Source organism: [Clostridium] fimetarium (genome assembly GCF_900111235.1).
GTDB lineage: Bacteria > Bacillota > Clostridia > Lachnospirales > Lachnospiraceae > Clostridium_N > Clostridium_N fimetarium.
Window position 1 is genome coordinate 327480 of sequence record NZ_FOJI01000001.1, and the last position, 13016, is coordinate 340495.

Here is a 13016-nt window from a genome sequence, read left to right on the forward strand (position 1 = left end):
AGGAGTACAAATGAAATATAAAGCACTAGCACTAGATTTGGATGGAACTTTAATCGATTCAAAAAAACAGTTATCCCAGGAAAATATAAAAGCGATTCATAAGGCGATTGAAAAAGGGACTGCAGTGATATTGGCCTCTGGAAGACCAGTTATTGGTATTGCTCCAATTGCAAAAGAATTGTCCCTCGAGGAGAAAGGCGGATATATTCTGGCTTATAACGGTGGCAATATTATTGATTGCAAAACTGGTAAAATTATTTATGAGAAGATTCTACCGAAACAATGTATAGAGGCGATTTGCGAATCGGCTCATAAAAATGATGTGATTGCGCTTACATATACAGATACTGAAATTGTAGCTGAAAATGATAGCGATGAATATATGATAAAAGAGTCTCTTTGCAATAATGTCAAAATAAAGAAAGTAGATAATCTGCAAAAATTTGTAGATTATCCAGTAGCTAAGTTTTTAGTGGTTGGAGTACATCAAAAATTACTTCCAGTGCAAAAAGAATTACTTGAATTATTTCCAGGAGTAATTGATGCATTTTTTTCCGAATCATATTTCTTGGAAGTTGTTCCTGCAGGGATTGAGAAATCAGCTTCGCTTGAAAGTCTTTTAGATATTTTGAATCTGAAAAGAGAAGAGTTAATGGTGTGTGGTGATGGTATGAATGATATTTCAATGCTAAAATATGCAGGATTATCTATCGCAATGGAAAATGCATATCCAGAGGTAAAAGAATACGCAGATTATATTACATTGTCAAATGATGATAATGGAGTGGCTTATGCAATTGAAAAATTTATATTAAATGATTAAAGCTAATGAAAAGGATTATGTCAACCGATATATAAGATAGCAACAGGCAAGGATGCTTAAGTGATTTGTAGAGGCTCAGTAACTATGAAAAATAAGGTTCCAAGGAGGGGATTATAGCTGAAATAATTAGAGGTTTTACGAAGGTACAACCCGTCAACAGTATAGCTGCAGTTAGCAGCTCAATGGATAAGAAACATTTTTTGGAGCAAGAGGATTTTGTGACTTATGAAAATTTTGCAAGCATGTTAGCCAAAAAAGAAAAGAAGACCGTTAAAAAAGTTACAGTTAAAGATGTGAAAGAAGTGAAAGAAGAGAAAGAAGAACAGGCACAGTTAGCAATGAGACGAATGAAATACTATGATCATGATGCAAAAGAAATATATTTTTATACAACAAAGTCAATTACAGATATAAAAGGTTAGAGAGGGGGTATAATTGCCCCTTTTCTTTTTTGTTTATAATGTATAGGAATATTTGATAAATATTTATTCGATGAAAGTCAAACAAGGTTATGTTATAATAGAATACATTGATGAATTATTCGGATAAGTAGTTAGAATAAATAATTAGAGTTTATAGTTAGAATAAATAATTAGAGCTAATAATTAGAGTTAATAATTAAAGTATATAATTAGAGCTAATAATTAGGGTATATAATTAGTTAATAATTAGAATAAATAATTAGGATAAATAAAAGGTGATGGATATGGAAATTTTCGATATAAGAAATGAAGATGGTAGTGTTACAGGAAAAACGAAAGAGCGTGAATTGGTGCATAGAGACGGAGACATACATGGAACATCACATGTATGGATAATCCGTAAAAATAAAATTGGTACATTTGATGTACTACTACAGTTAAGAAGCAAAGATAAAGATGCGTTTCCGGATTGTTATGATATTTCATCAGCTGGTCATATTCTTGCAGGTCAAGATTATTTAGAATCTGCACTGAGAGAACTAGAAGAGGAACTTGGGATTAAGGCTAAGAAGAAGGATTTGAAATATTTAGGAATGTATTATAGTGCATTGAATACTGAATTTTATGGTAAACCATTTATAAATAATGAAATTAGTGCTGTATATATTTATGACAAATTTGTTGATATTTTAAAGCTTCAACTTCAGACTGAAGAAGTTCAGTCAGTAAGGTGGATGGAATATACGGAATGTCGTAATAGAATTAAGGCTGGCACGCTAAAACATGCTATTATTTTAGATGAATTTCTAATGCTAGGTGAAGCTGTGAAGAAAAAGCTTGAACAAGAAAATCAACTAGAAAAACAAAACATTGCGGCTAAGAAAGTTGAATTGAATAATAGCAATTTAAATAATAGCAATTTAAATAATATAGATATAAAGAATGGCAAATCCAATATTGACAAATCACATAATATTGAATTTGATAATAATATACTTTATAATAACGAACTAAAAAATAATAGTATAGAGAATATTGGATCAAAGAAAAATTACAAAAAATGCAGTGTCAGTGAAGCCTGCGGAGGCTGCCAATTTCAGGGAGTTCCATATAAGGAACAACTCAGTAATAAGCAAAAGTTTGTGGAACAGTTATTTAAGGGATACTGCCAAGTCAAACCAATCGTTGGAATGGACAATCCACTTCACTACAGAAATAAAGTTCATGCTGTAGTTGGAGAAAATAAGGACCATGAGATAATTTCTGGAACATACAAAGCAGGAACACATTTTTTAGTGCCAGTAGAAAGCTGCATGTTAGAAGATGAAAAAGCAGATGCGATTGTAGCAACGCTCAGACGCCTATTTAAGTCATTTAAATACAAACCTTATAATGAGGACAAAAGTACAGGATTAATTCGCCATATCTTGATTAAAAGGGGCTTTAAGACGAATCAGATCATGGTAGTCGTTGTAACGGCATCTCACATGGTTCCGTCTAAGAACAATTTTGTTGATGCATTAAGAAAGGCTCACCCTGATATCACTACAATTGTGCAGAATATTAACGATAGAACAACAAGCATGGTACTGGGTGAAAAAGAAAATGTGTGGTATGGCAAAGGATATATAGAGGATATTCTCTGCGATCGTGTTTTTAGAATATCATCAAAGTCATTTTATCAAATAAATTCCGTTCAGACGGAACATTTATATAATACAGCAATCCAAATGGCTCAGTTAACTGGGAAAGAAACCATCATAGATGCATATTGTGGAATTGGTACAATCGGAATTGTGGCTTCGAAATACGCAAAAAAAGTGATAGGCATTGAACTAAATAAAGATGCTGTCAAAGATGCAATAGCAAATGCAAAACGTAATGGTATCAGTAACTGCTATTTTCATGAGGCAGATGCAGGAAAGTTTATGCTAAACCTGGCCCAAGATACGAATGATAATGAAGTTGATGTAGTTGTTATGGATCCACCAAGAAGCGGAAGTACCGAAGAATTCTTGAATTCAGTTGCTAAGCTTAATCCTAAAAAGGTAATATATATTTCGTGTGATCCAAAGACCCAGATTAGAGATATTGAATTTTTGAAGAAAAAAGGATATAAAGTTGTCGAGTGTAGGCCATTTGACATGTTTCCATTCACGGAGCACGTGGAGACAATAGTTGCACTACATCGGAAAGATACGTAAAAATCCTTGATTTTAGGCACTTTGAGAGACATTTCATGTTTTCTCAGGGAGACCGAAAAGAGAAGAAAAAAGCAATTTCTGATGGAGTGAACGTGTCGGTGGTTCTGGACATGGTGTTGGGGAACACATAAATCTACAGTTCATAATTTGGACGAAACGTTGTTATTTTTATCATTCAATTAAATATTAAAATGTCGAAGAGACCGCTTATTTTCAAGCTTTTGAGAATGAGCGGTCTCTTTTTGTTTAGAAACAAAAGAAACTGAAATTTAGTAATTAGGAGAGGTGGTGACTTAAATGGAAGAAGAAAATTCAATGTGTTCCAATTGGCAAGGAGACCAGGGAATAGAGAGTGATAAGGATAATAAACATGAGAAAATAGCTGTTATTCCACTAAATCAGCTAAAAAATTTCAAAAATCATCCTTTCAAAGTGGAACTAAATACGGAATTGTTTGAACTGATGCAGAGTATTGAGAAAGAGGGAATGATAGTACCAATTTTGGCAAGACCAAATCCGAAGGGTGAAGGATTTGAGATAATTTCAGGGCATAGACGAAAAGCTGCTTGTGAATGGGCAGGAATTGCAGATGTACCTGTAGTTATTCGTAATCTAGATAATGAGCAGGCGGTCATTGCAATGGTTGATAGTAATTTGCAGAGGGAGAATATTAAACCGAGTGAGAAAGCCTTTGCTTATAAAATGAAGTTGGAGGCTATGAAGCATCAAGGAAAGAGAATGGATTTAAGTTCGGACCAAGTTGGACCGGAGTTAGAAAATTCTACAGTAACAGTAACAAAATTAGAGGCTGGTTATGATGAGCAAGGGTTGTGGTCAGTATATTCAGATCAAGAGAATTTTAAGAAAGGTGAGCGAAGCAATGAAATACTTTCAAAGCAAGTTGGTGAGAGTGTGAATCAAATAAAAAGATATATTAGGCTTACGTACTTAATTCCTAAAATACTTGATAAGGTCGATGAAGAGAAAATTGCTTTTACTGTGGCAGTGGAACTTTCTTATTTAAATGAAGAAGAACAATACGAGTTGAACGCTGTTATGGAATTAGAACAATGCACGCCTTCTTTATCACAGGCAAATCGTTTAAAGCGAATGAGCCAAGCAGGCAATTTAGATATGGATGCCATGTATGATGTTCTAGGAGAGGAAAAACCAAACCAGAAGGTACAGATTAAGATACAAGCTGAGCGGTTGGATCAATATTTCCCAAGTAATTATACAGATAGGCAAAAGGTAGAATTAATCGAAAAACTTGTGAAGAGTTGGCATGACCAACGGATACAGAAGAGGTAGTTCAATGATATTTAGAAGGAGGAAGCGCAAAATGGAAGATAATCATATTGAAGTAATAGGAGTAGATCATGGTTGGGCCAATTGCAAAACGATTGGAAGTGTCTTTATTTCTGGCGTGAAAGAGATTTCAACAGAACCGGCATTGTATGATAATGTCTTGGAATATGAAGGTAAGTATTATAAAATCGGCGGTGAGAGATTAGAAGTTAAGGAAACAAAAGTTACAGATGAAAATTATTATTTGCTAACACTGGCAGCTATTGCAAAAGAACTAAATCGAAGGGGAATGAGAAATGCCAATATATTTTTAGCAGCAGGACTTCCGCTTACTAAATTTGGTAAGGAGAAACCAGATTTTATTAATTATCTGTTTAAGAATAAGCAAGTTATTTTTCGGTTTGAGAAGGAAACCTACCGTATTACGATTGTTAAGGTAGCAGTATTTCCACAGTGCTATGCAGCTATGGCAGATAAAATGCCTAAAACAAACCGTAAGCAGATTGTTGTAGATATAGGAAGTTGGACAATCGATATTATGCCAATTAAAAATTGCTTACCAGATGAATCGTTGTGCGACACGATAGATGAAGGTCTAATTACCTGCATAGGTAACATTAATAATCAGTGTGTCAGACAGTTAAGTGGCAAGATTGATGAAAGTGATATTGTCCAGATTATGATGGATGGAAAGAGTGATTTAGATATGGCTTATCAGAAAATTGTTACGAAAGAAATTGAAAAATTTGCTGAAGGTATCTATAAGAAATTGATTGCTCATGGTTACAATCTGAATACAACACCGATTACTTTTGTTGGTGGTGGAGCAACAGTCATGAAGCTTTTTGGAAGTAGGAAGCAGAGTAATATTAATTACCTGGAAGATATTAAGGCGAACGCAAAAGGCTATGAATTTCTCGCTAAAGTATTTTTGAATTCGAAGCGAGGAGGCGGATTAAATGGCAAATCGTAAGGACGAAGGAGATTATCACAACGTAAGGTGTAGCAGAAATAATCCTCAGCATGTGTATGTGAATAAGATATTGAGCGATTTAAATATGGATATCTATAAATCTAAGAATCAGTTTATTATTGATGCAGTTGAGGCATATTGCAAAATGCTAAATCAAGATGATCTTACAGTAAATGCAACAATTGAGCGGGCTAGAAAAGAAGGCTATGTTACTAGGAAAGATTTAGATGAAATTAAAAGAGATATTTGCAGTAGAGTTGTTAAAGAAGTGCAACAGGAAGTAATATCTATGTTAGGAACTGCTTTAGCTGCAAAACAGTCAGTAAATGTAACAGAAGAAACAACTAAGGTTAAAGAAGATAACTTTGGTGAAGTAAATGATGCTGTTGTCGGCTTAGCAACAAATTGGGTTGATTAGATGGAGGTGCATTATGATAAAGAACATAATAATCAAAATTGGATGTGTTTTATTAATGATATTAAAGGGAATTGTATGGAGTGTGCTTGCAGTACTTAAGCTTTCATTGGAATTCCTCAAAGTTACACTTTTGTTATTTGGTCTTGTCATGAGAGTATTTCTTGCATTTGTAAGGGTAGGAACAGCGTAAGGAGGTGAAGCTTATGCTAGTAGCTGGATTTAAGGAATATTTAAAGAACCGCAGATTTGTGCAGTATTTCTATAAACTGCAAAAACAGATGATTCGTTTCCTTAATGACCTTCCTTGCGAACAGACTGAATACAAAGAAGATTAAGTTATGACTCTCATGGAAAAGATAACGATATACAACGCCCACACCATTACGGAATTCAAATCAGGTATCGAAATACAAAGCGATGAATAATTAGCAATGCAAAATTACCTGCAGCTCTTTGCCTGAGTTGCGGGTTAATTATTGCATGATTTGCTTCAACTTCTGATATACCCCTTACCTTATTGTACTCATTAGGATTATTATTCTCAACTCATCAACTATAACATTCTCCATGAATGTAAATACTTCATGTCTTATGTTATGCTGTTCAAGTAAAGGCAGGCACTTCCTTTCGGTCGAATTAGGGTGTGTTAAATTAATTCTAACTGATGTAATCTATCTTTGCGCTGATTCTGTTTACTTAAAACGCATGTTGCTATTGACACTATATGCTTATTAGGATATAATACTATTAAAGAAGTTAATACCAATAAGGATTGATTATATTATGAATAAACGCAAAACCATTCAACGTTCTTTAGTTCTTGAAACAGTACAAGAGTTGCAGTGTCATGCCACTGCTGAAGAGATCTACGATACAATCGTGAAGAAACACGCCAATATCAGCAGAGGGACGGTATATAGGAATTTGAACCTGCTGTCGGATATCGGCCAAATCCGAAAAATGGAAATGCCAAGCGGAGCCGATCGTTTCGACCATCAATGCCACAAACATTATCACGCAAGATGCATAAAGTGTGGCCGAGTCTTTGATGTGGAAATGGAAGTTATCGCGGATTTGGAAAAGAACATAAAGAACACTCATGGGTTCGAGTTTATCGAACATGATTTGATTTTCAAGGGCATCTGTCTTGAATGTAATACATGATTAATTTAAAAGCGTTTGCCTTCACGACTCTGTGGCATGATATTATGAGTACGGGTAAACCAAGTATGTGCGCATACGGGAGCATAAAAACACCCGTAAATATATAATAATAATAGGAGAATAATTATGAGAAGTTTTACTAAGTTTGATCTACAATATGCACACAGATTTTTTGGGTTCAAAGGCGAAGCACAATATTTACATGGACATACAGGAATACTGACGATTGAAGTTGAAGATACTGTCAACATGGGAGTCAATATGGTGTTTCCATGTAATGAAATTCAGAAAACTGCATGGGAAGTATTACAAAACTTTGACCATGCGCTAGTTTTAAGAGAAGACGATCCTTTGCTTACTGCTATTCTCGCAGTTTACGAAGCACAAGGAATTAAGGATGGAGCACCAACGAATAAGCAAAAAGGTCCAGCTTTCAAGACGGAACTAGCAACAGCGTATCCGGAATGTCGTTTAGTTGTTACAAAAGAAACAATGACGGTTGAAGGTATGATTAAAATAGTTTACGATCTACTAAAAGATAAACTAAATATAGTTAAAATCACCTTTACAAGTGGAGTAAATGGGGCGATAGAAGAATATGAGCCCCAAAAGGATAGTATAGACCGTTGCCCATTATGCGGCATTTCGTTAAACGAAAATGGTGTATGCCCTAAATGCGGATACAAGAAATAATCTTATTTGATATTTAATCTCTATTTTAAGAAATTTAAATGAAACTTATCAGGCACTCTATGCCAATTTGTGTAGAGTGCCTTGATTTTTTTGTTTATTAATTAACATCAACCGTAACACCGGAATTAAATTTCAAGGTGACATGCAATTTCCATTGCCTTGATTTGTCATTTTGTAATCCGACTGATTGATAAAGCCTTCTATATGTGACTGGTTCTGTTTTGCACAGATAGCAGTTCCAGCAATATTTGCAACACTGATTAAGATTCTGTATAGCAGGAATCATTTCAATATTAATCTGAGTTTTGTTATTTGGTCTTGTCATGAGAGTATTTCTTGCATTTGTAAGGGTAGGAACAGCGTGAGGAGGTGAAGCTTATGCTAGTAGCTGGATTTAAGGAATATTTAAAGAACCGCAGATTTGTGCAGTATTTCTATAAACTGCAAAAACAGATGATTTGTTAGGAGGATGAATATGCATTTTATACGGGACAAACCATAGGTTGTCTCCGTGTAACCGAATAGAAAGTCTAAGGACTTCCAACTGTATAGTGGATAGGTTTGAAACGGAAAACAACCAAGCCTATCCCTTATAGAAGGAGTGGATAGGCGTCGTAAACAGCTTGAAATATAGCTGTTTTTTTATTACCCATAATCATAACAAATTAGAAAGAATGAGGATTAGAAAATGAAAGAGATTTTTGAACAGTATGGATCAGTAATTATTGCAGCAGTAGCAATTAGCGCATTAGTGGCCATCATCGTAATGCTTTTAGCAACAGATGGAGTAGTAGCAAACTCCTTTAAGAACTTGATCGACAGCTTCTTTAACAGAGCAGCAAGCACGATTACTGGTTAATTAAGTACGTTAGTAAGTATATGATATATATATATTTCACCAAGAGGATATAACATCCCCTCTTGGTGTAGATAAGAATCAAAAGATGAGTGCATCAGATAATAGATAGAATTTGACGAAATGTTAAAAAACATGTACAATGATGTTGACAACGTGCTTAATGTCGTTGAAGCAAAGGAGAAATTTTATGTTTGATGTTAATGAATTATTAGAAGAAGCTATCAAAGAAACTGATAATTTGGAAGATGAAGAGATTTTCCTTGTGAAAGATTTGTTTAAAGGGTATGTTTGGAATCGAATAGAGGTAAAAGACAGACTCCTATTAGGCACCTTATTCATAAACTATGTTCATAAAGGAAAAAGTAATTTATGTGCAATTGAAAAAACATCATCCCATCAGCAGCAATACAGAAAAAATATCGATTTACAGACTAAAATACAATAAGAAAGGAAGAAAAATATTTGGGTGTATTCGTTACGAAATTAAAAGAAGTTTTATCTTCAGTTCTCCCTATCACAATAATTGTACTAATACTGAATTTTACTTTAACGCCTCTTGAGACACCATTAATAATTAGGTTTCTAATTGGTGCAGCATTCATTATCTTTGGATTAACAATATTTTTAATGGGAGTAGATATTGGAATTACTCCCATTGGTAATAACATGGGGGCAACAGTTGTAAGGACGAACAAGTTATGGTTCGTAGCCATTGCTGGATTAATACTTGGGTTCTTCATATCTGTTGCTGAACCTGATCTTCATATCTTGGCAGGACAGGTTGATTCTGTTACCTCAGGTCTGATATCAAAAGGAAGCATTGTGGTTGTAGTTTCAATAGGTATTGCTATTATGCTTGCGATAGGCCTTATAAGAATTGTCTTTAATTTTCCATTGTACAAGTTATTAACAATTATATATGGTTTTATTTTTGTTCTTGCTTTTTTATGCTCACCGGAGTTCTTGGCAATCTCATTTGATGCATCTGGTGCTACAACTGGAGCTTTAACAGTTCCATTTATTTTAGCACTTGCAATGGGTGTATCAAAAATGAAAAAAGACAGTAAAGCATCCGAAAAGGATAGTTTTGGATTAGTTGCTATTGCATCAACCGGAGCAATCTTATCGGTTATGTTGATGAGTATTATATCATCAACGGACGAAATAACAGGCAGTCTTGAACAAGAAAATGTGTCAGATTTGATAATTTATCCGTTTATTCATGAGATACCGAAGATAGCTGGAGAAATAGTCATTGCATTATTTCCTGTTTTAGTACTATTTTTAATCTTTCAAAAAACCTCTTTCAAGTTATCAAAGAGGGAAGTTCGAAAAATTCTATTTGGAATATTGTTTACATTTATTGGATTGGTGTTGTTTCTAGTGGGTGTCAATGCTGGTTTTATGGATGTTGGGACAGCTGTTGGATATAGCGTTGCTTCATTGGATAATAAATTATATGTTGTACTTGTAGGATTCATATTGGGTGTAGTTACTATACTTGCAGAACCGGCAGTATATGTATTGACACATCAGATAGAGGATGTTACTAGTGGATATGTAAGGAGAAAAGTCGTAATGTTTACGTTGGCAATCGGAGTTGGCATTGCTGTTGCATTATCGATGATTAGAATTCTTATTCCCGAGTTACAGTTATGGCAGTATCTATTACCAGGATATATTATTTCTATAGCAATGACTTACTTTGTACCTAAGCTTTTCGTAGGTATTGCATTTGATTCTGGTGGTGTAGCATCTGGACCTATGACTGCTACCTTTATTTTGGCATATGCGCAAGGCGCAGCCGAATCAATTGAAGGCGCAAATGTTTTGGTAGATGGATTTGGAATGATTGCAATGGTTGCTATGACACCTTTAATTGCGTTACAGATATTAGGCTTTATATTTAAGTTGAAATCTAAGAAAGGAGGACTTGAAAGCAATGGAGAATAATAGGGATATTGTAGAGATTGAGTTGATTTGCGTAATTGTTAATTTTGGACTGGGGAGTAAGATTCTGAAAACAGCCAAACATCATGGAATACATGGTGGAACAATAACAATAGCAAAAGGAACTGTGCAAAACAAAATTTGGGATTATATAGGTCTTTCTGATATAAGAAAAGAAATATTATATATGGTTGCTGATAAAGAAACAGCATATCAAGCGTTAGAATTAATAAATCATGAATATAAATTTGACAAACCAAACCATGGCATAGCATTTACAACTTCAATTTGTGCTGCGTTAGGAACAAGGAGCTATAAATGCGAGTATATGAAAAGTGAAAGAGGTGAAGATATAACAATGTATCAAGTGATTACAAGTATCGTTGATAAAGGGAAAGCAGAAGATGTTATTGAAGCAGCAAGCAAAGCAGGCTCAAAAGGTGGTACGATTGTAAACGGAAGAGGTTCGGGTATACATGAAACAAGTAAACTATTTTCTATGGATATAGAACCAGAAAAAGAAATTGTAATTATTCTTTCGGAAATAAGTATGACAGAAGCAATTGTAGCATCAATTAGAGAAACATTGAATGTTGATGTACCGGGAAAGGGTATTATTTATATTCAGGATACAAATAAAACCTATGGTATCTATAAATAGTATTAAAGGGAGTTTCTATATATTGAATGGAATTAAAGAAGAAATAAGCGGGATAGAGCTGAAAACTAGAGATATCCCGTGAAAACTGAATAAGTAGATTTGAAAAAGTGGAGGGTAAGCGAACAGTCTGCTAATCCACTTTTGTATGGATTGAAAAAATGAACTCATTGAATAGTAACTTAAAAATAGACAGGCCAGTTTGGTACTGTCTATTTTGTTGCTCAAAATATATGTATTTGGAGGATATTTTTATGAAAGAGATTTTTGAACAGTATGGATCAGTAATTATTGCGGCAGTAGCAATCAGCGCATTAGTAGCAATCATCGTGATGCTTTTAGCAACAGATGGAGTAGTAGCAAATTCCTTTAAGAACCTGATCGACAGCTTCTTTAACAGAGCAGCTAGTACGATTACAGGTTAATCTATCAGATCAGATAGTTTATCGAAAAAATCACACAGAGAGGGGATAAGTTCCCCTCTTGGAAAGGAGTTTTATGGAACGTACAATAAAATGGGAATTGGTACCCGCACATTTTGGACCGCTTTGGTCCTATGTGGAAGATGATGAAATCACAGACATTGATTTTAATGGCAGAGACTTGTGGATTACCAATACTGCAAATGAAAGAATTAAAGTGGAGGAACACGGTGTTACAAGAGAGTTTATTGAGAAGTTCAGCCATTATATTGCCAACAACGTAAGTAAGGCATTTAACAAGGTGGAAAATCTGTTAGAAGCAGATACGGATACTCTTAGAATCAGCATTGTCCATGAATCCTCTGCGATTTCAGGAAGATCAGTTTGTATCAGAAAAACACTTCCAACTGTCCGAATGACCAGGGAGAGCATGATTACCGACGGATATTGTAGCGAGGAGATATTGGAGCTACTTACAAACTGTGTGAAAGCACGTATGAATTTTGTGTTCTGTGGAGAACCGGGAGTTGGAAAAACAGAAGGAATTAAATTCTTTTCTCAGTATATTTCAGAAAGTGAAAGAGTGATTACCATAGAGGATACACCGGAACTTCATTATCGTGAGATTAACCCAGACAAAGATTGTGTGGAACTAATGGTATCAGAAGGATTTGGATACACAAAGGCAATTAAGACAAGTCTACGCCAGAATCCAAAGTGGTTGATGTTATCGGAAGCAAGATCTGTGGAAGTAAAATATCTGCTGGAGAGTTTATCTACAGGGATTCGAGGATTTACCACCATTCATACGGATGATGTAAGAAAGATACCAGATCGAATCTTGAACATGCTTGAGAGTAGGATGGATGCTGACCGAATGGAAAATGATATTTATATGTTTATTGATGTAGGAATCTTAATACGCAAGAAGCAAATGGAGGATGGAAAGGTACACAGATATATTGACCAGGTTTGCTTCTTTTACAGAGAAGATGGTAAAAATATAACTTTTCCAGCGGTTTTGAATGGTAAGCTTGTAGAAAAAAATCTTCCAAATCCGGTACTTGAGAAATTTGAACGTATGGAAATCTTACCATTTACCTGTAAAGGAGGGAACTGATT

Annotated in this window: 17 protein-coding genes; 16 read left to right on the top strand and 1 reads right to left on the bottom strand. The window is 34.7% G+C overall.

Annotation, left to right across the window (positions count from 1 at the left end):
• Positions 1–10: 10 nt before the first annotated feature.
• The 10 genes from BMY18_RS01455 to BMY18_RS01490 all read left to right on the top strand — a co-directional run bounded on the left by BMY18_RS01455 (position 11) and on the right by BMY18_RS01490 (position 8005).
• The gene (locus BMY18_RS01455) at positions 11–823 is read left to right on the top strand and encodes a Cof-type HAD-IIB family hydrolase (RefSeq protein WP_092449851.1); all 813 of its coding nucleotides are present in this window, start codon (positions 11–13) and stop codon (positions 821–823) included.
• Positions 824–1005: 182 nt separating this feature from the next.
• Positions 1006–1245 (top strand): hypothetical protein, encoded by a 240-nt coding sequence (locus tag BMY18_RS01460; protein WP_092449853.1) that lies wholly within the window; start codon positions 1006–1008, stop codon positions 1243–1245.
• Between the two features lie 284 nt (positions 1246–1529).
• Positions 1530–3449 carry a 23S rRNA (uracil(1939)-C(5))-methyltransferase RlmD gene (gene rlmD, locus BMY18_RS01465; RefSeq protein ID WP_207647417.1) on the top strand — a complete coding sequence of 640 codons (1920 nt, stop codon included), beginning with the start codon at positions 1530–1532 and terminating at the stop codon, positions 3447–3449.
• A 297-nt stretch (positions 3450–3746) separates the two neighbouring features.
• Complete coding sequence (locus BMY18_RS01470; protein WP_242940930.1) at positions 3747–4760, top strand: ParB/RepB/Spo0J family partition protein; 1014 nt, start codon at positions 3747–3749, stop codon at positions 4758–4760.
• Positions 4761–4791: 31 nt separating this feature from the next.
• Positions 4792–5730 carry a ParM/StbA family protein gene (locus tag BMY18_RS01475; RefSeq protein ID WP_242940931.1) on the top strand — a complete coding sequence of 313 codons (939 nt, stop codon included), beginning with the start codon at positions 4792–4794 and terminating at the stop codon, positions 5728–5730.
• Complete coding sequence (locus BMY18_RS01480; protein ID WP_091237126.1) at positions 5717–6148, top strand: hypothetical protein; 432 nt, start codon at positions 5717–5719, stop codon at positions 6146–6148. Before BMY18_RS01475 ends, BMY18_RS01480 begins: the two co-directional genes overlap by 14 nt.
• A gap of 13 nt (positions 6149–6161) precedes the next feature.
• Positions 6162–6338, top strand: a complete 177-nt coding sequence (locus BMY18_RS20870) for a hypothetical protein (protein WP_169823801.1) — start codon at positions 6162–6164, stop codon at positions 6336–6338.
• 13 nt (positions 6339–6351) lie between these two features.
• Complete coding sequence (locus BMY18_RS21475; protein ID WP_278280961.1) at positions 6352–6483, top strand: hypothetical protein; 132 nt, start codon at positions 6352–6354, stop codon at positions 6481–6483.
• 448 nt (positions 6484–6931) lie between these two features.
• A complete protein-coding gene (locus tag BMY18_RS01485) occupies positions 6932–7312 on the top strand; it encodes a Fur family transcriptional regulator (protein ID WP_092449860.1) in 381 nt (126 codons plus the stop codon).
• 126 nt (positions 7313–7438) lie between these two features.
• Complete coding sequence (locus BMY18_RS01490) at positions 7439–8005, top strand: 6-pyruvoyl trahydropterin synthase family protein (RefSeq protein ID WP_092449862.1); 567 nt, start codon at positions 7439–7441, stop codon at positions 8003–8005.
• 97 nt (positions 8006–8102) lie between these two features.
• Here BMY18_RS01490 and BMY18_RS20675 read toward each other — a convergent pair whose 3' ends face one another.
• Positions 8103–8330 (bottom strand): hypothetical protein, encoded by a 228-nt coding sequence (locus BMY18_RS20675; protein ID WP_139197197.1) that lies wholly within the window; start codon positions 8328–8330, stop codon positions 8103–8105.
• Between the two features lie 363 nt (positions 8331–8693).
• Here BMY18_RS20675 and BMY18_RS20875 point away from each other — a divergent pair, with 363 nt between their 5' ends.
• The 6 genes from BMY18_RS20875 to BMY18_RS01510 all read left to right on the top strand — a co-directional run bounded on the left by BMY18_RS20875 (position 8694) and on the right by BMY18_RS01510 (position 13014).
• The gene (locus BMY18_RS20875) at positions 8694–8864 is read left to right on the top strand and encodes a hypothetical protein (protein WP_170841245.1); all 171 of its coding nucleotides are present in this window, start codon (positions 8694–8696) and stop codon (positions 8862–8864) included.
• 187 nt (positions 8865–9051) lie between these two features.
• Positions 9052–9309, top strand: a complete 258-nt coding sequence (locus BMY18_RS01495; protein ID WP_091237093.1) for a single-stranded DNA-binding protein — start codon at positions 9052–9054, stop codon at positions 9307–9309.
• Between the two features lie 17 nt (positions 9310–9326).
• The gene (locus BMY18_RS01500; RefSeq protein WP_092449864.1) at positions 9327–10817 is read left to right on the top strand and encodes a DUF1538 domain-containing protein; all 1491 of its coding nucleotides are present in this window, start codon (positions 9327–9329) and stop codon (positions 10815–10817) included.
• Entirely contained in the window at positions 10807–11475 is a 669-nt protein-coding gene (locus tag BMY18_RS01505; RefSeq protein WP_092449866.1) for a P-II family nitrogen regulator, read from the top strand. The genes BMY18_RS01500 and BMY18_RS01505 overlap by 11 nt, the downstream gene beginning before the upstream one ends.
• Positions 11476–11726: 251 nt before the next feature.
• Entirely contained in the window at positions 11727–11897 is a 171-nt protein-coding gene (locus BMY18_RS20880) for a hypothetical protein (RefSeq protein WP_170841245.1), read from the top strand.
• Positions 11898–11970: 73 nt separating this feature from the next.
• Positions 11971–13014, top strand: coding sequence for an ATPase, T2SS/T4P/T4SS family (locus tag BMY18_RS01510; RefSeq protein ID WP_092449868.1), 1044 nt, complete (start codon positions 11971–11973; stop codon positions 13012–13014).
• Positions 13015–13016: the final 2 nt, after the last annotated feature.